The 20334-nt window shown below is 73.2% G+C and carries 22 protein-coding genes, 1 tRNA gene and 1 pseudogene; 12 read left to right on the plus strand and 12 right to left on the minus strand.

The genetic code is table 11. The annotated features are described in order from the left end of the window. Nucleotides 1-17 precede the first annotated feature (17 nt). Nucleotides 18-299 carry a metal-sensitive transcriptional regulator gene (locus ACZ6W9_RS04905; protein WP_362933598.1) on the plus strand — a complete coding sequence of 94 codons (282 nt, stop codon included), beginning with the start codon at nt 18-20 and terminating at the stop codon, nt 297-299. Between the two features lie 504 nt (nt 300-803). Here ACZ6W9_RS04905 and ACZ6W9_RS04910 read toward each other — a convergent pair. Beyond that, nucleotides 804-2210: a hypothetical protein gene (locus tag ACZ6W9_RS04910; protein WP_389969751.1), complete on the minus strand. Its 1407-nt coding sequence runs from the start codon at nt 2208-2210 to the stop codon at nt 804-806. Between the two features lie 196 nt (nt 2211-2406). After that, the gene (locus tag ACZ6W9_RS04915) at nt 2407-2958 is read right to left on the minus strand and encodes a gamma carbonic anhydrase family protein (protein WP_389969749.1); all 552 of its coding nucleotides are present in this window, start codon (nt 2956-2958) and stop codon (nt 2407-2409) included. A gap of 138 nt (nt 2959-3096) precedes the next feature. Here ACZ6W9_RS04915 and ACZ6W9_RS04920 point away from each other — a divergent pair, with 138 nt between their 5' ends. Next, the gene (locus tag ACZ6W9_RS04920; RefSeq protein WP_389969747.1) at nt 3097-4530 is read left to right on the plus strand and encodes a hypothetical protein; all 1434 of its coding nucleotides are present in this window, start codon (nt 3097-3099) and stop codon (nt 4528-4530) included. A gap of 214 nt (nt 4531-4744) precedes the next feature. Here ACZ6W9_RS04920 and ACZ6W9_RS04925 read toward each other — a convergent pair whose 3' ends face one another. The 4 genes from ACZ6W9_RS04925 to ACZ6W9_RS04940 all read right to left on the minus strand — a co-directional run bounded on the left by ACZ6W9_RS04925 (nt 4745) and on the right by ACZ6W9_RS04940 (nt 7452). Then, the gene (locus tag ACZ6W9_RS04925; RefSeq protein WP_389969745.1) at nt 4745-4963 is read right to left on the minus strand and encodes a hypothetical protein; all 219 of its coding nucleotides are present in this window, start codon (nt 4961-4963) and stop codon (nt 4745-4747) included. Nucleotides 4964-5089: 126 nt separating this feature from the next. Next, nucleotides 5090-5842, minus strand: a complete 753-nt coding sequence (locus tag ACZ6W9_RS04930; RefSeq protein ID WP_470116738.1) for a GntR family transcriptional regulator — start codon at nt 5840-5842, stop codon at nt 5090-5092. Nucleotides 5843-5992: 150 nt separating this feature from the next. Continuing rightward, on the minus strand, nt 5993-6487 hold the full coding sequence (locus ACZ6W9_RS04935) for a VanZ family protein (protein WP_389969741.1): 495 nt from the start codon (nt 6485-6487) through the stop codon (nt 5993-5995). Between the two features lie 266 nt (nt 6488-6753). Then, nucleotides 6754-7452, minus strand: coding sequence for a dienelactone hydrolase family protein (locus ACZ6W9_RS04940; RefSeq protein ID WP_362933619.1), 699 nt, complete (start codon nt 7450-7452; stop codon nt 6754-6756). 401 nt (nt 7453-7853) lie between these two features. Between ACZ6W9_RS04940 and ACZ6W9_RS04945 the strand changes: the two genes are divergently transcribed. Further along, nucleotides 7854-8084: a kynureninase/PvdN C-terminal domain-containing protein gene (locus tag ACZ6W9_RS04945; RefSeq protein WP_389969739.1), complete on the plus strand. Its 231-nt coding sequence runs from the start codon at nt 7854-7856 to the stop codon at nt 8082-8084. Continuing rightward, on the plus strand, nt 7973-9730 hold the full coding sequence (locus ACZ6W9_RS04950; RefSeq protein ID WP_470116768.1) for a kynureninase/PvdN C-terminal domain-containing protein: 1758 nt from the start codon (nt 7973-7975) through the stop codon (nt 9728-9730). Before ACZ6W9_RS04945 ends, ACZ6W9_RS04950 begins: the two co-directional genes overlap by 112 nt. Nucleotides 9731-9992: 262 nt before the next feature. Here the strand turns inward: ACZ6W9_RS04950 and ACZ6W9_RS04955 are convergent, their stop codons facing one another. Together ACZ6W9_RS04955 and ACZ6W9_RS04960 are read right to left on the minus strand one after the other, a co-directional pair. Continuing rightward, nucleotides 9993-10370 carry an MmcQ/YjbR family DNA-binding protein gene (locus ACZ6W9_RS04955; RefSeq protein ID WP_362933628.1) on the minus strand — a complete coding sequence of 126 codons (378 nt, stop codon included), beginning with the start codon at nt 10368-10370 and terminating at the stop codon, nt 9993-9995. 184 nt (nt 10371-10554) lie between these two features. Beyond that, the gene (locus ACZ6W9_RS04960; RefSeq protein ID WP_389969735.1) at nt 10555-12288 is read right to left on the minus strand and encodes a pyruvate dehydrogenase; all 1734 of its coding nucleotides are present in this window, start codon (nt 12286-12288) and stop codon (nt 10555-10557) included. A 338-nt stretch (nt 12289-12626) separates the two neighbouring features. On the opposite strand from ACZ6W9_RS04960, the gene ACZ6W9_RS04965 reads away from it, so the two are divergent. Together ACZ6W9_RS04965 and ACZ6W9_RS04970 are read left to right on the plus strand one after the other, a co-directional pair. Further along, complete coding sequence (locus ACZ6W9_RS04965) at nt 12627-12974, plus strand: STAS domain-containing protein (protein ID WP_389969733.1); 348 nt, start codon at nt 12627-12629, stop codon at nt 12972-12974. A gap of 109 nt (nt 12975-13083) precedes the next feature. Next, nucleotides 13084-13512 (plus strand): annotated as a pseudogene (locus tag ACZ6W9_RS04970) (SDR family oxidoreductase); the annotation flags it as partial. A 61-nt stretch (nt 13513-13573) separates the two neighbouring features. On the opposite strand, the gene ACZ6W9_RS04975 reads toward ACZ6W9_RS04970, so the two are convergent. Further along, on the minus strand, nt 13574-14515 hold the full coding sequence (locus tag ACZ6W9_RS04975; RefSeq protein WP_470116739.1) for a glycosyltransferase family 2 protein: 942 nt from the start codon (nt 14513-14515) through the stop codon (nt 13574-13576). Between the two features lie 179 nt (nt 14516-14694). Between ACZ6W9_RS04975 and ACZ6W9_RS04980 the strand changes: the two genes are divergently transcribed. Further along, nucleotides 14695-14788: transfer RNA gene (locus ACZ6W9_RS04980), tRNA-Sec, on the plus strand. A 195-nt stretch (nt 14789-14983) separates the two neighbouring features. Continuing rightward, a complete protein-coding gene (locus ACZ6W9_RS04985) occupies nt 14984-15478 on the plus strand; it encodes a GNAT family N-acetyltransferase (RefSeq protein ID WP_389969729.1) in 495 nt (164 codons plus the stop codon). Nucleotides 15479-15487: 9 nt separating this feature from the next. Here the strand turns inward: ACZ6W9_RS04985 and ACZ6W9_RS04990 are convergent, their stop codons facing one another. The 3 genes from ACZ6W9_RS04990 to ACZ6W9_RS05000 form a co-directional block, all read right to left on the minus strand. After that, the gene (locus ACZ6W9_RS04990) at nt 15488-15892 is read right to left on the minus strand and encodes a YbaB/EbfC family nucleoid-associated protein (protein ID WP_470116740.1); all 405 of its coding nucleotides are present in this window, start codon (nt 15890-15892) and stop codon (nt 15488-15490) included. 65 nt (nt 15893-15957) lie between these two features. Further along, nucleotides 15958-16956, minus strand: coding sequence for a hypothetical protein (locus ACZ6W9_RS04995; protein WP_389969725.1), 999 nt, complete (start codon nt 16954-16956; stop codon nt 15958-15960). Beyond that, nucleotides 16953-17468 (minus strand): hypothetical protein, encoded by a 516-nt coding sequence (locus ACZ6W9_RS05000; protein ID WP_470116741.1) that lies wholly within the window; start codon nt 17466-17468, stop codon nt 16953-16955. Before ACZ6W9_RS05000 ends, ACZ6W9_RS04995 begins: the two co-directional genes overlap by 4 nt. Before the next feature lie 256 nt (nt 17469-17724). Between ACZ6W9_RS05000 and ACZ6W9_RS05005 the strand changes: the two genes are divergently transcribed. The 4 genes from ACZ6W9_RS05005 (at nt 17725) to ACZ6W9_RS05020 (ending at nt 20249) form a co-directional block, all read left to right on the plus strand. Next, entirely contained in the window at nt 17725-18654 is a 930-nt protein-coding gene (locus tag ACZ6W9_RS05005; RefSeq protein ID WP_470116742.1) for an SseB family protein, read from the plus strand. Next, nucleotides 18654-19040 (plus strand): hypothetical protein, encoded by a 387-nt coding sequence (locus tag ACZ6W9_RS05010; protein WP_470116743.1) that lies wholly within the window; start codon nt 18654-18656, stop codon nt 19038-19040. Before ACZ6W9_RS05005 ends, ACZ6W9_RS05010 begins: the two co-directional genes overlap by 1 nt. 443 nt (nt 19041-19483) lie before the next feature. Further along, nucleotides 19484-19891: a YbaB/EbfC family nucleoid-associated protein gene (locus tag ACZ6W9_RS05015; RefSeq protein ID WP_389969717.1), complete on the plus strand. Its 408-nt coding sequence runs from the start codon at nt 19484-19486 to the stop codon at nt 19889-19891. Between the two features lie 4 nt (nt 19892-19895). Then, a complete protein-coding gene (locus ACZ6W9_RS05020) occupies nt 19896-20249 on the plus strand; it encodes a hypothetical protein (protein WP_389969715.1) in 354 nt (117 codons plus the stop codon). Nucleotides 20250-20334 lie beyond the last annotated feature (85 nt).

The following is a 20334-nucleotide window of genomic DNA, read 5'->3' on the forward strand; positions in this document are numbered from 1 at the left end:
GCGGGTACCGTTGGGACATGCATGGGTACAGCGGAGACAAGCAGGCCTACCTGACCCGCCTGCGGCGGATCGAGGGGCAGATCCGGGGCCTGCAGCGGATGGTCGAGGAAGACTCCTACTGCATCGACATCCTGACGCAGGTCTCTGCGGCCACCCGGGCGCTCCAGGCGGTGGCGCTCGGCCTGCTGGAGGACCACATCCGTCACTGCGTCGCCGACGCCATCAACGGCGGGGGACCCGAGGCGGAGGAGAAGGTCAAGGAGGCATCGGCGGCGATCGCCCGTCTCGTCCGGTCGTGACTAGTCACCCGGCGGCCCGGACGGTCATCCGGACGAGGGCGTCCCGGACCCCTCCGAGGGAGCCCGGGACGCTTTCCGGTCTTCCAGACGGTTGGTAAACCCAACGGCTTCAGCAGATCGCCGAAGCGCTCAATCCGAGCGCGTTGTCGAGCTCCGCCAAGGTAAGCGGCCGTTCGCTGATGGCGACGGCGGTAAGCACCTCGGCATAGAGCGCGATCTCGTCCAACGCGACACGGTCGTGGACCCTAGAGTCCAGGTCGTCGTGCCCCACCGCGTCGTCCTTCCTTCCGCAGCCCACACCCACTTCGAGGTTACGGCGGAGGGTCCCCGCGTTCCCATGGCCCATCGGGACCATTCCTGGCGTCCCCACCACACCCTCGGAGGGGTCATTTCCCGGCTGCGAGATCACAATTCAGCCAATCGGCGGTACCGGTCGTCTGAGAACGCTATAAGCGGAGTAAGCGAGGAATAACTCCATTCGTGGTTTAACCGAGTGGATCTTTGTCAGAAGTGACGGAACGGGGTTCCAGGGACGTTCGGGGCTCCCGGGCTCCTCGGGGTCTCCGGTCCCGTAGAGCCCGCCGGGCCGTCCTGGTCGTTCGGTTCGGGATCGTCGCGCTCGTGGATCAGCCGGTGCACGACCGCCGAAGCCGTCACGAACCCCCGTCCGGGAACCGGGGTCCCGGTGAGGCGGCACCACGCGAGCCCGGCGGCGTAGGCGGTGCCCAGCAGCGCCGCGGCCCCCGCCCGGTCCGGCGGGTGCAGGGCCGCGGGCAGCTCCCCGGCGCGGGGCCAGCACTTCCGCAGCGGGTGCGACGGGTCGTCCAGCGCCACCCGCAGCATGTGGCGCAGCTCCGGCTCCAGCCACGGATACAGCTCACCGGCCGCCCCGGGAGCGGCCTCGGACAGGTCGGCGGCGAGCAGAGAGGCCGCGACGGCCCGGGGGTCGGCCCCCTTGGCGGCGACGAACCCGAGCGCCACGACCAGGTCGTAGAGCACGTGCTGGAGGTGCTCGCCCGGCGAGGTCTCCGGCAGCATCACGTGGGGCGGGCAGCGCTCCAGCCACGCCCGCCGTACGGCGTGGTCGCCGGTCTGGGCGGCGGAGGGATCCACGCCCGTACGGCGGAGCACCGGCTCCAGCATGGCCAGCAGGGCGTCCGCCCGGGGCCGGAAACGGGGGTCGTCGCGGATCACCTCCGCGGTGTCCGCCATGAGCGCCACCAGGCGGCGCCCGGCCTCCGGATGGCCGGCCCTGACCCGCTCGCCGTACAGGGCGGCCAGGTCCTCCAGGGAGAAGGGGGACAGCCACCGGACCCACTCGTCGCCGGGCAGCGGCCGGGCCAGGAACTCGCCGAACATCGACAGCAGCACCTCGTTGCCGTCGAAGGCGGGGGCGTAGGCGCACCACATGAGCGTGCCCCAGACGGCGGCCACCGGGCTGGCCACCTCCTCGGCGAAGACCTCGGTGAACGGGCCGGTGAGGGGGAAGTCCTCGCGGCGCCTGCCGCGCTGGGCGGCCAGCAGCTCGCGTACCCGGCCAGTGATCCGGGGAGGAACGTCGGGGCCGACGAACCCCTGGACGGAGCCGCGGCCGACGGTGACGTCCGGGCCGTGCGGGACCACGTGCCGCGGGATCACCGACGTGTCGTGGGAGACCCGCGACGCGGCGCGGAACTCCGGGTCGACCGGCGGCGCGGCCGGGTGCCAGCGGCCTCCGGCCGGGTCATGGCGGTGCCACCGGGCCTGCGCGCCGAACAGCCAGCGCCCGCCGTCCGGGGCGGTCAGGACGCGCGACGCGATGGCCTGGGCCCGCGCGGGGCCCGGGAGCGCCGCCCACCGCGGATCGGCCACCATGGTGCGCACGTCGCCCTCGATGGCGTCGAAACAGTCCCAGCGCGACACGGCGGCCATGTTACCCGCGGCCTCCCCCGCCGTCCCGGGCCCCGGGGCGGCCGTTCCCGGCCGTGAGCGCCGTGGACGCCGTGAGCGCCATGGAGGCCATGGAAGACGCCGTGGACGCCGTGGACGCCGGACGCCGGCAACGCGGTACGGCGCCGCGCCTCCCGCGGGCCGGTGTCTCCGGCGGGACGGCGGCGCGGGGTGGTGGTCAGGGGAGCCGGCCGGGCGGGACGGGGACGGCGGCGCGGTGCCGGGCCGCCTTGGCCGCGTAGTTGTCCGGGGTGCGGGCGAAGGACGCGCGGTCGTCGTCGGTGAGCTCGCGGACGATCCTGCCGGGGACGCCCGCGACGAGCACCCCCGCCGGGATCTTCTTGCCGGGACCCACCAGCGCCCCCGCCGCGACCAGGGAGCCCGCGCCGATCCTGGCCCCGCCGAGCACGATGGCCCCGATGCCGACCAGCGCCCCGGTCTCCACGTGGGCGCCGTGCACCATGGCCTTGTGGCCCAGGCTGACCCGCGGTTCGAGCACCGTGGGCTCGCCGGGATCGGCGTGCAGGCAGCACAGGTCCTGGACGTTGCACTCCTCGCCGACCTCGATCCGCTCGTCGTCGCCGCGGAGGACCGATCCGTACCAGACGCTCGCCGCGCGGCCGAGCCGTACGCGGCCGACGACCACCGCGCCCGGGGCGACGTAGGCGTCCGGATGGATGCTGGGGGCCGCGTCGCCGTCGAGGGAGGCGATGTACGGGTCGGTAGTCACGCGTCCGATGTTACGCGCCGTGAAGCTGTCCGATATTTCCGCAAGCAGGTGAGGCGTTCCGGTTGCGGACTTGGCCGGTAAGCAGGAAAGTCGTCTACCGACGTCTCCTTTCCGCCACCAACCTCCACGGGTAGCAGCATGACAAACGAGCACGACAGCTTTCCCGATCTGATGCAGGAGAACCTGTTCGAGGTCGCGATGCGCGGTTACAGCCGTCGCCAGGTTCACGAGTACATGAACCGCACCCGGGCGCAGATCCGCGACCTCGAGGAGCGACTCGCCCGGGCGGCCGAGCAGGTAGAACGGAGCCGGATCGAGCTGGCCGACGCCCGGCGCAGGATCTCCGACGCCCCCCAGGACTACGACGAACTCGGCCAGCGGCTCAGCCAGATCCTGAAGCTGGGCGAGGAGGAGGCGGCCGCCAAGCGCGATACGGCCATCGCCGAGGCGAACAAGCTGCGTGACGACGCCGCGACGGAGGCGGAGCGGCTGGTGGGCTCGGCGCGGGAACGCGCGGAGGCGATCCTGACGGCGGCGCAGCAGGAGGCCGAGCGCAGGGTCGCCGACGCCACCGCCACGGCCGAGAAGAGGCTCACCCAGGCGGGGCAGGAGGCCGACGAGACCATCGGCGCGGCCCGCGCCGAGGCCGAGGAGGCCCTGCGCGGCGCGCACGCCGAGGCCGAGCGGATGCTCACCGCGGCGCGGAACGAGGCCGAGCGGATGGTCGAGGGCGCCCGCGCCGAGGCGGAGTCCACCCTGGGGCACGCCAGGGCCCAGGCCGAGGCGGCCGTGTCCTCCGCCAACGCCGAGGCGCACTCGACGCTCACCGCGGCCCAGCAGCGGGCCGCGGTCCTGGACGAGACGACCGGCCGCCGGGTGACCTACCTCACCGACACCCACCGGGAGGTGGTGCGCCGTCTCACCGAGATGGGCACCGTCCTGGGCGACCTGCTCCACCGGGAGGGCGCGGCCGGGTCCCTGATCGACGAGGACGCCGTCCTGCCGCCCGCGCCCGTGCGGCCCGCCCCGATCCCGGTCCCGGCGGACCAGGAGACGCAGGCGCTCCCCGGGGCGCCCGTCGCGGCGCCGGGGGCCGAGCCCCACCACGGAGCCGGGCCCGGCTCCGGTCCTGACGCCGGGGCCGGCCGTGACTCCGGGCCCGGTTCCGGCCGTGGCTCCGACCGTGACTCCGGCTCCGGTCCCGGTCCCGGTCCCGAGCTCGGCTCCGGCTCCGGTGACGAGGTCGTGGACATCGCCGGTCCGGATGCGGAGACCGGTGCCGACGGGGACGCGGGCATCGAGGCGGACGTCGAAGCCGTCCGGGTGATCGTGGCCGAGGACGACGAGGAGAACGAGGCGACCGGGGACGCCCGGGACGTCGGGGGCCGGGCCGGCGCGGGTGACGGGTTCGGTTCGGGCCGCGCAGACCGCGCAGACCGTCCGGACCGTGTGGACGCTTCGGATCGTGCGGACGGTTCGGACAGCGCGGACAGCATGAACGACGCGGACGACGCGGACGGCGGCCGTGCCGACGGTCACCGCGCCCCGGCCGCGCCGATCGCCCGGCTCTGACCCGGCGCCGGGCTCCGGTACGGCCTGCCTGTTCGTGAGGATCGATCGCATGCGATCCGGCCGCACCCGGACCGCGGATCGGTCCGGGCGGATCGGTCGGCGCGGAGCCGTCAGGGCGGAAGCCCCCGCCCCCGATAGGGCCCGGGGGCTTCCGCGATTGGGGGCCCGGTACCGGGACCGCGGAAATCGCTGGCCCCGGCACCGGGCGGCTCTCTCAGTGACCCGTTCCGCCGGAACGTTCCTGTTGGTCGAGTAGTTGTCCGCGTAGTCCCTCGGGCTCGTCGGCGTCGATCGTCATCGCGCAGCCGGCCTCGCGTTGCGCGGACGTCAGCGGGTGGTGGCGGGTGGCCCACCACCGCCCCGCGTCACTCCGCCAGATCGTCCAGTCGGGAAACTCCCGGGCGATTTCCGCTAGATGCCGGTCGAATGACATCCCCGCACCTTCCCCGCGCCCGGTCCCGACTGTGTGACGCTCCACCTCCGACGGTGCGGCACCTCTCTAGAGAAATCAATGATCGTGAGGGACAGGTCAACCTATCGGTTGACAGAACGGCTTGATCTATGCGTCGAAGTCGTACTGGAGTACATAGGAGGCGGCGTCGAGGATCATCTCGTTGACCTCCACGGGTCTTCCGTCCGCCGTGTAGGCGGTCCGGAAGATCACGATGATCGGGGTGCCGGCCGGCAGGTCGAGGAGGACGGTCTCGTGGGGGTGGGGCATCCGGGCCCGTACCTCCTCGCTGAAGTGCGCCGGGGCGTGGCCGAGGTCGCGGAGGCGCGCGTACACGCCGCCCTGTCCCGTGTCCTCCCGCGTGATCGCGGTGCCGTCCACCAGATCGGCGGGGAAGTGGGAGGCCGACAACTGCACCGGCCTGCCGTCCACCGAGTAGCGTCGTCGCCGGACCCACACGTCCGCGCCGCCGAGCACGCGGGCCACGGCCTCCTCCGCGGTCTCCCGTTCGATGTTCATGTCGTCCACGGTGTAGGGACGGCCTCTGGCGTCGGATTCCCAGATGGCCCGCCCCCGTCCCCATTGTTCGTGGGAGAGCCGGCGGGAACCGTGCCGTCTGATCGGCCGGAACTGCCGGACGTACACCCCCGAGCCGCGTCTGGGCACGGCGAGTCCTTCGTTGATGAGCACGGACAATGCCTGTCTGGCGGTCGCACGGGCTATGCCGTGCCGCCCCATGAGGGCGTTCTCGCCCGGAAGCCGGTCCCCGTCTCGGAGTTCGCCGGACAAGATCGCTTCGCGAAGCTCGTCGGCGATACGCCGGTAGATCGGGGGCTCGGGAGGTACCGGGGATTGCTGCACGTTTGATCACCCTCTGTCACCAACCGGGTTTGGCGTCTCCAGAGAACTTGCCCCGTCTTGTCCACGATCGCACAGATACAGAGGTTGGTCGCGTGCTTCTTTTGAGAGGAACGTGCCCGTGTGGCGATCTCCGCGCGTTTCACCGGGCCGTTACCGAGGAACGGTTCCGCCCGCTATTCGGGAGGCCTGCCACCGGCGGGTGATCGCCGCCGCCAGTACGGCACCCGCCGTGTTCACCAGCACGTCGTCGACGGAGGTCACCCGGCCGAGGCGCAGGCCGTACTGGAGGAGTTCGACGGTGAGTGAGGAGGCGGCGGCCACGGCCGCGACCGCGGCGAGGGAGGAGAACCGCGCCGACCGCGCCGGGAGCAGGGCGCCGAGCGTGGCGAAGACCAGAAGGTTCCCTCCGACCTGCACGAACGCGGTCTGCGGCGGTCCGTGGAGCACGGCCGCGAGGTCCCGGAACGGGATGAGGCTGACGCCTCCCTCGCCGCCCGTGGGGGTGAGGATCATCCACGCCCAGGGGGCGGTCCCGGCGACCATGGCGACGTCGGCCAGGGCCGTGCGGACCGGATGGGGGCGTCCGGCCCGGGCGCGGCGGAGGGCCAGGAGGCGGGCGGCGACGAGGGCCGGTGGAATCGCCAAAAGCGCCGCGACGATGATATTTCCCCATTGCTCCCATGCCTGCCGCATGGGAGCAATGATGCCGGGTGCGGCCCCGGGCGGGCGGTCCCCCGGACAGGGGCCGGATAGGGAAAGGTGACCCTCCGGCCAGGTCCCCTTCCGCGACCCGCGCCCTGATCAGGAGCCGCCGGACGGGATCCGAGGCCGTACGGATCCTCCCCGCTCCACCGCGCCCGATCCGGGTGCCGAGGTCGTCTCGCGCGCGGTGCCCGATCCGGGCGCGGCGATCATCCCAGGTGGCGCCGGAGGAACTCCACGGCCCGCTCCCAGGCGACCGGTGCGGCCGCGGGGTCGTAGAACTGCGGGGCCTCGTGGTTGTGGAAGGCGTGTCCGGCCTCCTCCGCGACGTGCATCTCCACGTTCGGCCGAGCGGCGGCGGCCTGCTCCACCCTGGCGACCTGGTCGCGCGGGATGTAGGGGTCGGAGCCGCCGAACACGAACAGCAGCGGGGCGGTGATCTTCTCCATCATGCCGGTGGCGTCCGGCACGGCCGAGCCGTAGAACGACGCCACCGCGTCCACCTCGGCGGTCGCCGCCAGGAGATAGGCGATCGAGCCGCCCAGACAGAACCCGACCACCCCCGCCCGGCCCCGCGCCTCCGGCAGCGCCCGAAGGTGCGCCAGCGCGATCGCCGAGTCGGCCACGCCCTGCGGCAGGTCGAACCCGGAGGCCAGTTCGAGCGACGCCGCCGTTCCGGCCTCGTCGTGACCGGACACCCACCCGGGCCGCAGCCGCCAGAACAGGTCCGGCGCGCCGACGACGTACCCGAGCGCCGCCAGGTCCTCGGCGACCTTCCGGATGTACGGCCCGACACCGTAGATCTCCTGGATCAGCAGGACGACCGGGCCCGAACCCCCCTCCGGCAGCCACAGGTGCATGTCGAACGAGCCGTCGGCGACGGCGACCGTCTCGGTGCGGGTCTTCATGGGTCCTCCTGCTTGTCGTCCTGGTACGGCGGCATGCCGGCACGGCGTCCCCGATGCGGCGGCCCCGCCACAGAGGTTTCCTGGGACAGAGGCGTCCTGGGACAGAGGCGTCCTGACGCAGCGGCCAGAGAACCGTATGCCCGCTGGAGCGCCCGACCCACGGCGGAGATGACCGCCGCGCCGCCGGGGACACCGGGGACCCCCGGACGAGGGCGGCCGATGCGCGGCACGGCCCGCGGCCGGGGCGCCCGGCCCGCGGCCGGGGTGGCCGGGGTAGCCGGTGTACCGGCGGGCGCCGAGCCCATGCTGACCGGCCGGCACGGGCACGCGGCGCCGTTCGTCTCCGAGCCCGCCCACCGTCCCGCCGAGGGCGTCCGGCGCTTCGCGGTGAGCACCCCCACATGCTGTCGTTCGCCCCGCTCAACGCGTCGCCGGACATCCGGGAACGGGTGGACACGGCGCGGGCCCGCGCCGAGAGCGTGGCGCTGACGTCGCTCTTCAGCGACCCGGTCGAGGAGCTGTGCGTGCCGTACGGCCTGGAGCTCGCCTCGCCCCGCGACCCGGAGCGGCGCGGCGCGGCAGCCAGGTCGGCTTCGGGCGCCCGGAGGGCCGTCCCGCGATGCGGGCGCTGATCGGCCGCGGCGTCCACGGCGATTTCCGCGCCCCCGACCCGCTGCGCTTCGGCTTCGCCCCGCTCGGCATCGGCTCCGCCGACGTCCACGACGCGGCCATGGCCCTGGCCGAGGTGCTCGGCCGGGAGCCGTGGCGCGACGAGCGTCACCGACGGCGGCCGGCCGTCACCCGATCAGGGGTCGATCCCGCGCCGGCAGCCCTTCGTGTGGCAGTCCCACAGCACGTGCCCGTGGAAGACCGGTCGCGTGGTCTCCCAGTACTTCCAGCCCTCCACCCTGGCGGGCACGTTGGCGATGCCCGCGACGACCTTGTGGAAGCCGCAGGTGCTGGTGCGGTACCACGCCGAGAACCCGACCCGGTAGCCGAAGACGCGATACCACAGGTGGCCGTACATGTCGTCGGAGATCTCGTGGGTGTACTCGTGCCCGGCCTCGACGATGTACTCCTCGGCGATCAGCGGGTTGAGGTTGTTGCGCAGCAGGCGGAGGATCTCGTCCCGGTCGATCCGCGGGCCCCTGGTGAACTCCAGCTCCCTGCGCTTGTGCTCGATCTTCTCCCGCTCGAACTCGACCTCGTAGTACACCCGGTGCTGCCGGGTCACCGTCGCGGTCACCGAGCCGCCCGGTCCGTCGATGAAGTGGGTCCGGGCCAGGAAGAAGTTCCTCGGGTGGAAGTTGTCGATCCTGAAGAGGAAGCGGGGCCGGCAGATGTCGTCCCAGCCCCGGCGCAGGCGGGGCCTCGGGGTCCGCCGGGGGTTCGGGCTCACCACGGACCTCGACAGGGCGAAGGAGGTGGCGGTGGCGCTCGCGCTGGGAGTGGCCTCCGCGGTCTCGGAGACCGAGGGGACGGGCGTGGCCGTGGCCGTCGCGGTCGGCGTGGGCGTCGGCTGCCGGAGCGCGGCGGGACGGGCGAAGCCCAGCTTGATGAAGCCGCCGCGCCTGCCGGGTGCGACGAACCGCTTGGTGGGACTGACCGGCTTGTTCATCGGGCCGAGGGCGGATCCGCCGTTCCCGCCCCTGCCGCCCCCGCGGGCGTCACCCTCGCGGGCGTCGTCTCCGTGAGCACCGTTTCCGTGAGCACCGTTTCCACGGGTGTCGTTTCCGAGTGCGCCGTTTCCACGGAGGTCGCCGCGGTCGCCGTTTCCACGGTCGTTCCCGCGGGTGTCGTGCCGGCGGGCCTCGTTTCGGCGGGCGTCGCCTCCTCGGGCGTTCTCTTCCCGGGTGTCGTTCCCCCGGGCGCCGTTCCCGCGGACGCCACTTCCCCGGGCGCCGTTCTCACGGGCGCCGTTCCCGCGGGCGTCGTCTCCGCGGTCGGGGCCGCGCTCCGGCCGCCGGTCGTTCCTGAGCCCGCGTGCCGTGCCGGAGTCGTCCGCCCTGGCCCCCCGGTGCGGGGCCTGCCCGGACGCCCAGGGGCCGGGCGAAACGGCGGGCCGTGGATAGGTGGCGGAGACCGGGGACGCGCCGGAGGAGGGCTGGGCGATCGCGGCGACCGCCGCGACGAGCGACCCGGCCACCCCCAGCGCCGCCACACCCTTCACCGGGCGCTGTCCCTTCGGCCGGGCGGGCCGGCCCGTGGCGTCTTCGGAGTTGGGCGTGACCATGGAGATACCGTTCCTTCTGGAACGCGGCACTGCGGCCGCGACTGACCCGCCGGCCGGAACGGTGGTTCCTGCTCGCACAGATCGCTCAGCGTTACAGGAAAGATACTTACAGTCGCCTTATGTCGTTGTGTGGAGGCACGCCGACAGAGTGGGGATCCGGTCAGCCGGGTGGCGTATCGACCGGATTTCCGTGGTCGTCCTCCGCCGCGCACGCGACATCCCGGCCGGCTGCGACCGGCCGGGGGCGTCGGGCGAGGTCACCAGCCGGGGACGTCGGGCGAGGTCACCGGCCGGGGGTCGGGCGCGGCTACGGGCCGGGGGCGTCGAGCGCGGCCACGAGCCTCTTGGGGGCGACGGCGCGGTAGCTCTCCTCGACCCAGTCGAGCAGCACCTCGGTCTCCGGCGGCGCGCCGCCGTCCAGCGGGATCGTCACCCAGTGCGCCCGGCCGAGGCCGTACCGCGACGGCTCGGCGCCCGCCACGCTGAGCGCGTGGCCGTGTGACTCCGGCAGCTTCAGCCAGACGGCGGGCCGCCGGCTCTCGCCCGGATCCTCCGCGCCGAGGAACGCGAAAATCTTCTTGTTGACCTTGACGACGGTGTCGCCCCATGGGTGGTCCTCGTACGCCTCGGGCAGGCCGAGGGCGAACTCACGCAGTGTCCGGCGGGTCTCGCGCCACTCATCCATGGCGGTCATCATGGCCGGGACCGCCGACAGTTCCGCACCGACGGTTCCGCACCGACCACTGACCGCCGACCGCCGACCGCCGACCGCCGGGCGCCCGGCCGCCACCCCACCGCCACCCCACGGCCCCGCCGAACCGCCACCCCACCGCCCCACGGCCCGGAGCCGGCGGGGCAGACCGGTGAGGTCAGGGGCGCGGGATGTTCCGCAGGTTGGCCCTGGCCAGATTGATCATGCGGCCGACCCCGCCGTTGAGCACCACCTTGCCCGCGGCCAGCGCGAACCCCTTCACCTGCTCCTGGGTGACGCGCGGGGGGATGGACAGCGCGTCGGGGTCGGTGAGGACGTTCAGCAGGTACGGTCCCGGCGTCGCGAGCGCTGTGGCCAGCGCCTTCTGGACCTCGGCAGGCTTCTCCACCGTCGCCGAGGGGATGCCCATAGCGGCGGCGACGGCCGCGTAGTCCACCGGCGCGGAGTCGGTGCCGAAGTCGGGGAAGCCGTCCACCAGCATCTCCAGCTTGACCATCCCGAGCGAGGAGTTGTTGAAGAGTACGACCTTCACCGGCAGGTCGTGCATCCGGACGGTCAGCAGCTCGCCGAGCAGCATGCTCAGGCCCCCGTCGCCCGAGAGCGAGACGACCTGCCGTCCGGGGGCGGCGAACGCCGCGCCGATGGCGTGCGGGAGGGCGTTGGCCATGCTCCCGTGCCAGAAGGAGCCGATGACGCGGCGGCGGCCGTTGGGCGTGAGGTAGCGGGCGGCCCAGACGTTGCACATGCCGGTGTCCACCGTGAAGATCGCGTCGTCGTCGGCCAGCTCGTCCAGGACGTCCGCCACGTACTCGGGGTGGATCGGCACGTGGCGCTCGATGTTGCGGGTGTAGGCGTCCACGACCTGGTCCAGCGTCTTCAGGTGCCGGTTCAGCATCCTGTCGAGGTAGCGCCGGTCGGACTTCTGCCTGACGGAGGGCAGTACCGCCCGGAGCGTCGCGCCGACGTCGCCGTGGACGCCGAGTTCGATCGGGGTCCTGCGGCCCAGGTGCGCCGGGTCATGGTCGATCTGGACCGTCTTGCGGCCGGGCAGGAAGTCCGGGTAGGGGAAGTCCGTGCCCACCAGCACCACCAGGTCCGCCTCGTGCATGGCCTCGTAGCAGGCGCCATAGCCGAGCAGCCCGCTCATCCCCACGTCGTAGGGGTTGTCGTACTGGATCCACTCCTTGCCGCGCAGCGCGTGGCCGACCGGCGCGAGCGTGCGCCCTGCCAGCTCCATGACCTCGGCGTGGGCGCCCCGTACCCCGGCTCCGCAGAACAGCATGACCTTCTGCGCGGCGTTGAGCGCCGCGGCCAGCTCCTCCACCTGCTCCGGCGGGGGCGCGAGCGTGCCGGTCCGGGTGACGAAGCGGTGGTGCCCGGTCTCGTTCGGGGCCTGCTCGCCCGCGACGTCGCCGGGAAGGACGACGACCGACACGCCGCCGTCGCCGACGGCCTTCTGGACGGCGACGCGCAGCACCCGGGGCATCTGCGCGGCCGTACTGATCATCTCGCAGAAGCCGCTGCACTCGGTGAACAGGCGCTCGGGATGGGTCTCCTGGAAGAACCCGGTGCCGATCTCGGCGCTGGGGATGTGTGAGGCCAGGGCGAGCACGGGGGCGCCGCTGCGGTGGGCGTCGTACAGTCCCTGGATCAGGTGGGTGTTGCCCGGTCCACAGCTTCCCGCGCAGACCGCCAGGCGGCCGGTGACCTGCGCCTCGGCCGCGGCGGCGAACGCCCCGGCCTCCTCGTTGCGCACGTGCGCCCACTCGATGCCGGGCGTCCTGCGGATCGCGTCCACCACGGGGTTGAGGCTGTCGCCCACCACCCCGTAGACCCGTTCGACGCCGGCCTGGCGCAGTACCTCGATGAACTGCTCCGCGACGGTTGCCATGATCTCGTCTCCCCCTCGCTTCTCGCCTCATCGGATACCTGACCCGATTCGACCGGGTCACTCGCGGGGGAGAGTGATTCGTGGTGGCCCCGGCCGCTCACGATCTTTCCCGTCGCGGCCGGGAGGGCACCGTACGGCCTCCAGGGCCCCCGTACGGCCGCCGTACGGCCCCGGGAACGGCCGTACGACCTCGGGAGGGAGCCCTGTGCGGCTCCGGGGACGGCCGCCGATGTGTCTGTGCCGGTGATTTGTCTTATCTTGTGCGTGATAGATGCCCGATAAGGCGACTTCGTCGTGGGGAGCTTGAGCCGATGGTGCAGCCACCTGAGGGAACGACCTTGAGTTCCGACCTCGAACCGCACGGCAGGATCGGCGTCGTCCGGGTGGGCGACGCCCTGGACTGGAGCACCGCCCCGGACGTGCGGACCGTGGTCGCCACGATGTGGGACGGCCTCGCGGGCGGGTGCCTGGTCCTGGACCTCGGCGCGACGACCTTCTGCGACTCCACGGGACTGGGGACGCTGGTGTCGATCTGCACCGACAGCGGGGACCGCGGGGTCCGCCTCATCGTGGCCGCGCCCCCTCCGGGCGTGCTCCGCATGCTGCGCATCACCGGCCTGAGCGCGTTCTTCGAGCTGTGCGACAGCGCGGAGGAGGCCCTGCGGAGCGCACGGGCGGATCTCTGACGCGGGCCGCCGGTTTTCCTTGCCGACGTTTGGGTGATCCGGTGCGTCGGGGGAACCCCGCCGGGTAGGGCGCCCCGTATGTCACAGGAACAGAGCAGCGCGCCTCCGCAGAGCCACGTTCTCCGTCAACATCGACAGCTACTTCCGGGTCACCAAGGCCGCGCTCCGCCACATGCCGGACGGCGGCGCCACCGTCAACACGTCCTCGATCAACGGGTTGCGCGGCAACAAGTCCCTGATCGACTACTCCGCGACCAAGGGAGCGATCAACGCCCTGACCTACTCGCTCGCCCAGGTCCTGGTCGAGCGGCGGATCAGGGTGAACGCGGTGGCGCCCGGACCGGTCTGGACGCCGCTGATCCCCGCGACCATGCCGGAGGAGAAGGTCGAGAAGTTCGGACAGCAGGTGCCCATGGAGCGTGCCGCGCACCCGGACGAGATCGCGCCGTCGTACGTCTTCTTCGCCGCCGACCGGCTCTCGTCGTACTACACCGGGGAGGTCCTGTCCCCGATCGGCGGCGAGACCCTTCCCGGCTGAGCCGTCCGGTCCTGTCCGGTCCCCTCCGGTTCCGCCCGGTTCCGCCCGGTCCCGCTCGCCGTCATGGCCGGGGAGCGTCCAGCGACGCGCGCGCCTCCTCCACCCGCCGCGGCGGGACACGGCGGCGCGCCAGCGCCCGGGGCAGCCGGGGTACCGCATCCCGCAGGCCCCGCCGCCCCGGCGGGCCGCCGCGGGCGGCGGTGAGCACGGCACGCGCCACCACCGGCCACGGCCGGCGCATGACGGCCGTCAGCACCGCGTTGCGGACGGCCAGCGCCCGGCGGCCCTCCGGGTCCCGGGACGGCGAGGGATGGTGGTGGGCGACCACGCCGTCGACGTAGGCGAGCCCCCAGCCGGCGGCGGCCAGGTCCAGCGCGAGACGCTCCTCCTCGCCGAAGAAGAAGACGACGTCGTCGAAACCGCCGGCGGCGAGATGGGCGGCCCGGCGCACCACGGCCCCGCACGCCAGGAACCCCAGCACGCTCGGTCCGGGAAGGTCGGGTTCGGCGGGGAGGGGGGACGCGGCCATGCCGTGGCAGATCGGATCCGGACGCTCCTCCGGTCCCACCAGCACGCGCCCGGCGAGCACCGCCAGGCGGGGATGGGCGTCCAGCACGTCCACGGCGCGGGCGAGCGCGCCCGGCGCCCACCAGGAGTCGTCGTCGGCGAAGGCGACGTAGGGGGTCCTGGCGAGCCGGACGCCGAGGTCACGGCCCGGCGCGCCGAGGTTGCGCCCCGCCTCGACCACCTCGACGTGCGGGAACCGCTCCCGGACGAAGGCCGGGGTGCCGTCGGTGGAGCCGTTGTCGACCAGGATGACCGGCGCCTCGTGACGCGGCAGCGACCGCTCCAGGTCGCGGCGGCGGTTCCGGGTGGCCACCACCACCGTCACGCGGTGGGCGGCGCCGTGGCCGCCGGGCGGGCTCACCGGGGAGCCCGTGGATCCGGCCGGCTTGTCCTCGGTCATCTTCTCGTCGGCCGGGTACGGCCTGCTCCTCCGCATACGTCGGGTCCGTCACGCGTGGGGGCCGCCGGCCGCCCGCCGTATCCGGAGGCGTCGCCGTCTTCCGGCCATCGTAATCGGCACGATCCGGAATGCTCCTTCCCGCACGCGTGTCGCCCGGGGCGGGGCGGGGCGGGGCGGCGCGGCCGGTGGAGCCGGAGGCCGGTAGCATCGCCCGCGGAGGCGTCAAGGTGTCTGGTGGCCCTCCCGGTCTTCAAAACCGGTGGCGTCGAGCATCTCGGCGCGGCGGGTTCGATTCCCGTCCGCCTCCGCGGCGATGCCCCGGGGCTCCGCGCCCCGGGGCCTGCCCGGGTCCTCCGGGGCCCACGTGGTCCGCGCAGGGGACGATGCGGAACACGCCGGGGACGGTGCGGTACGCGCACGAGCCGGTCGGCGTGGGACACGGGACAGGCGTGCCGGGGCCGAATTCGGTTGACCGCTTCGGACGGCCCTGGGAAGACTCCCGCCATGGAATCCGATGAGCGCGTGGAACTGTGGCCGCTGGACGAGGAACGGCTGGAGGCGCTGCTGGACGCCGCGGTCGCCGACGCCGACCCGTACGAGGTGATGCCCCCCGTGGAGGGCCCGGAGGGCTGGACGCCCGCTCGGCGCCGGGCGTTCCTGGACTTCCACCGGTCGCGGTCCCTGGCTCCCGTCCCGGTCGAGGCCACCTACGCCATCGCGGTCGGCGGCCGGGTGGCCGGCGCGGCCCGGCTGCTCCTCCACCAGGGCGGCGACGCCGTCGAGACCGGCGTCTGGATCGGCCGCTCCCAGCGGGGGCGGGGTGTCGGCGCCGCGGTCGTCGGCCTCCTGCTCGCCGAGGCGGCGAAGACCGGGGCGCGGCGGCTGGTCGCCACCACCACCGTGGACAACGGGGCCGCCCGGCGGCTGCTGGCGGGCGCGGGGGCCGAGCTCACCGAGGACGGCGAGGGCGGGGTGGACGCCGTGGTCCGCCTCGGGTAGCCCTCCGGGTCAGAGCCGGTCCAGGTTTCCCAGCCGGCGGGCGAGCTCGGCCTCCTGTTCGGCCATCGACCGTTCGAAGTCCTGACGCATCCTCCCGAGCCCGTCCCAGAACCGCGCGTGGTCGAGGGGTTCCCCGGGGGCGTCACCGGGCTCCGCCGGGCCGAGCGTGCCGTCGACCAGTTCCCGCGCCCTGCGCTCGCCGTCCTCCTGGGCCCGCCGTACGGCGGCGCCGACCTCCCGGGCCAGCTCGTGGCTGTCCAGGCGCATGACACGCGGGTCGAAGGCGATGTCCAGCAACCGGCCGGACGGCCCGGTGACGGCGCGGACCAGCCCGCCGGCAGCCTCGCCCTCGCCGATGATCTCGCTCAGTCCCTCTTCCATCCGGCGCAGGGCCGCGTCGTCGGGGTGTCGCACGGGTCGTCCTCTCGTGGTCGGATCCGAGCCGGGGCAGGCGGGTCCCGCCGGGTCTCCGGCGGCGCCTACCTGAACTTCCAGCCGGGCGGGAAGATGGCGGCCCGCAGGCCGTGCCCGGTCAGCTTGGCCGCCCACTGCTCGGGCGTGGGCAGGACCTCCTCGCCGTCGTCGCTCATCAGGTTGTAGGCGGGGGTGTAGCCGAGGCCGGAGCCGGACAGGCGGGCGATCAGCTCGGTGACACGGGTGGGCGCCGCCCCGCGCAGGGCCGTCGCCTTGACCCCGTCGTAGACGAGGGCGTAGGCGCCGTTCGCCGCGGCGATCCTGCCGAGCTCGGTGGTGTTCTCCCCGGCGGAGCCCGTCGGCAGGCCGTGCGACGCCTGGACGCCCCGGGTGATGCCCAGCGAGACGGAACCGTAGGCCGCGCCGTCCAGGACCATGTAGAGGAGCGTCGTCATGGCGTACTTCGGGAACGCCATCGCCATGATCCTCCCGGCGCTCAGTGCGAAGGCGGACTTCATGCCCTGGGCCACCTTGATCAGCGCGGCGATCCGGGCGGCGGCGAAGCCGTACAGGGCGGTGGTCATCGGCTGGAACATCACCAGCCACAGGATCTGCAGGAGCAGGTCCTCGATGTCGGCGAGGTTCTTCCGGGTGGTCTCGACGAGCTGGGCGTACGCCTCGCAGCCGACGGCCACGACGCGGCAGTCCCTCGCGAGCTGCGGCGCGTAGCCCCGGACGACCCCCTGGTAGAGGGTCTGGAACGCCTCGACGGCCTCGCCGCCGTTGCGGGGGTTGTTCCACACCGCCTCGGCCAGGGCGTCGGCCCGGCCGGAGACACCCCCGCCCGAGCCGTTCCGGTTCGGGTCCCCGCCGTCGATGTCGTCGGCGAGCCGGTTGAAGATCCGCGCGATCTCCCGCAGCCGTTCCGGCGGGATCTCCGGGGCGGTCACCCCGGCGTAGATCTTCAGCGCGGCCAGGGTGGCGGTGCCCGTCCCGAGGAGGAGCATCATGCCGCGGGTGGGGGACAGCGCGGACACCGGCGACAGCGACAGCGGCGGCGTCACCGGCCGTCCCGTTCGGGCACCGGGCCGGGCGCCGGGTCGGGGACGGACGCGGGAGCCCCGCCGGAGGACGGAGCCATCGGAGCGGCCGGGGGCGCGGGCGTGGGCCCGGGGACCGGGCCGGGCGCGGCCGTGCCCGGCGGAGGTCCCAGCGGCGGGCCGCCGGCCGTGTAGTCGGGAACCTTCGCCAGGTCCTCGGCGAGTCCCCAGTCGACGTTCCAGACGTTGCGTCCCGCCATGAGCAGCCCCTCCCCGATGTCGCCGTAGGCGCCGGCGAGATCGCGGGTGAGCTCGATCATCTGGTCGCGCTTCGGGGTGAACCACCGGAGGAACCGCTGGTCCGTCTCCTCGCCCTCGGGCAGGGGCCCGAGGGCCGCCAGGGCGCCCACGGCACGGGCGACCGCCTCGCCGAGGTCCTCGCCGGCCACCCGGAATCCGGGGGCCACCACGTTCTCCAGCTGGTCGTGGTCGACCTTCATGGGGGCGGCCGGACCGCCGGGAGATGGCTCCGTCAAGCAACGGCTCCTAACCGGGAACGGGACGAAGATGTCGGGCGACGAAAGTTTCGTCCGTTTATATTCCTGATCGGATACTTTGCGGTTAAGGCCCTATTAATACAGCGGTATCCAAGATCCTGTACATCGTCGGTGAGCAGGACGTACGGGGGCGGCGGTCCTTCGGCGCGGCCGGCCCCGCGGTCCGGGTCCTCCGGCGGTGATCCGCCGGGCGGGCCCCGCGCCCGGCGGCGGCGGACGTCCTAGGGTGGTCGTCGTGCAGGAGTGGCGGCCCGAGAGCCCGTTCGAGAAGCGACTCCAGGCGGCGTTCGCCGCGGGAGACCTCGCGGTCTGCCTGGGACTGATACGGCAGACCGAACTCGGCCTGCCGGTCAGCCAGGCCGCCGCGGAGGGAAGGGAGCCGGCCGCCTGGCCGACCTTCGAAGCCGACGGGCGCACCTGGCTGGCCGCCTACACCTCGACCGACGCCATGCGCGCCGTCCTCGGGGAGACCGCCGAACACGTCCGCGTCGTCACACTGGCCGAACTGGCCGCGGGCTGGCCCGACCCCCGATGGGGGCTGGCGGTGAACCCGGGCCTTTCGGCGCCCTTCTTCCTGGAGGCCGGTACGGTGGCCAGGCTCGCCGTGCCGTCCCTCGTCCAGGAGCGCCTCGCCGAGCCCGGCTCCGGCCCGCCGATGGTGCAGAAGCTGCTCCGTCCCGCCGACCTGTACGCCCATGTCGCCGGGGGCGAGTCCCGGGTCTCCGGATACTGCCACCGGGCCCGGGACGTCGCGCACATCGCGACCCCGGCCGTCCTGGCGGACGCACTCGGGCAGGCGCGGGAGGAGGGGGTGGTCACCGATCAGGGGTCGGTGAACATCCTGCGGTGGCGCGCGGTCGGGCTCGACCTGTACCGCACTCCCTACGGCGGCGTCGATGAGGCGTCGCGGGCCGCGGTGGCCGGGTGGGTCGTCGAGGAACCGCCGTTCGTGGGCATGGGGCTCGTGCCGAACGCCGAGCAGGTCATCCGCGAGTACAGGGTGGACGGTCTCGGGTTGCCCCACGGCGCCGAGATCTGGGAGCTGACCGTGGACGGGGTGGAGTACCGGCGCGCGGTCTACGACGGTGACCTCGGACGCTGGATGCTGGTCGGCGTCGCGCCGGCGGGCGGGGCGCCGGTGGACGGCGCGGAAGGGGCGGCGTGATGTGGCATTCCTACCGGGCGCGCTGGCGGGGGACGGAGTACGCCGCGAGTCCCGACCCGCGCCCGGACGCCGTATGGGTACGGCTGCGCGTCACGGAACCCGCCGAGGGGTTCGAGGAGGTCGAGCCGGGCTGTTTCGTGCGGCCGGTGCCGGCCGGGGAGTGCGAGTCGATCTCCTTCGTCACGACCGTCTGCGAGTGGCGCGGCGCGCCGTTCCAGGTGCGCGACAGGCGTGGTGACACGCTGCTCCTCGAATACGTCGGGGGACTGCTGCCGGTCGCCCGCGAACTGGAGCTGGAGCGGATCGAGCGCGGTGTCCACCGCCGCTGGGTACCCGGGCACGAGGTGACCGATCTCCGGGAGAACGTCGTCTTCCTGGAACCCTGACGGCGTCCCCGGCTCGCGTCTCCACGCTCCGTCCCGCTGTTCCGTCCCGCGTCCGGTCTGCCCGTCCCGCCGTTCCGCCCGCTGTTCCGTCCCGCGTCCGGTCTGCCCGTCCCGCCGTTCCGCCCGCTGTTCCGGCCCGCGTCCGGTCCGCCCGGCCTCCGCCCGTCCCGGTCCCGCCCCTCGTCCCGTCCCCGGTCGCTCTCGGAGAGGGCCGCGGGAGTCCACGACGCCTCGGTCTTCCGCGAGATGACGTCGTTTATGGCGTTGTATGAGCGCTTTCAGTGGCATTTGGTGCTTGCCGTACCACAGGGGCGGATGTCAGGATGATCGATAATTCACGAAGATTTAACGTGCGAATCGTCCAGACGTCGGCGGGAGCACAGGAGGCGGAGCGGTCGCGGCGGCCACCGCCACCGGTCCCGCGCTTCGAGGGGGAGGTCGATGTGGAACCTTTCGCGGTCTCGGACGAGGCGAGGAGCATGCAGGCCTACGCCGAGGAACTGCGCGCCACCTTCACCCGTCTGCAGGAGCAGGGACCGGAGATCCACCGGCAGGCGAGGGCCGTCCAGGTGACAGAGAAGTCGCGGGACGGGCTGGTGTCGGCGACCGTCGGCGCGCGCGGCGACCTGGTCAGGCTCGACCTCGACCCCCGCATCTACCGGCGGCAGGACTCCCGGGAGCTCGCCGACGTCATCACGGACACCGTCCACCGGGCCACGGAGAAGGCCCGCGCCAGGGTCGTGGAGCTGTTCGAACCGCTGGTCCCCGGCGACCAGATGAAGGCGCATCTGGAAGGCGACCTCGAAGGCGTGCTGGAGCAGATGGCGGCCCAGATGCTCGGGAAGAGGTGACCCGGTGAGTGAGCAGGGCGGTTACGAGCAGGGAGTCGGGGTCCACTACCAGGACGTGTCGCTCGGCCTGGTCCGGTGGGACACCATGTCGGAGACCGTCCAGACCCTGTGGGCGGAGAAGGTGGAGCGGATCCGGGGGCTCAACGCCCTCGCGCCCTGGGGCCGGGACACCGCCGGCGCCGCGTTCTACGCGGCCTACACGAACAACGGCGGCCCGGAGAAGATGTTCGAGTACGGCGACGGCATCGTGAAGACGGTCACCGAGGCCGGGCCGAAGGTGCGGGACAACGTCGGCACCACCAGGGCGACGGACGACCACGAGCGCGTCGCCATGAACAGGCTCGTGAAAGAGGTGTGACCGGCACCGGGCCTCCCCGCCGCGCCGCGGCGCGAGGAGGGATCCGGACGCGCGGGGCGCCCGGCCGATGACCTGATGAGCATCA

This window comes from Streptosporangium sp. NPDC053982 (assembly GCF_055585205.1).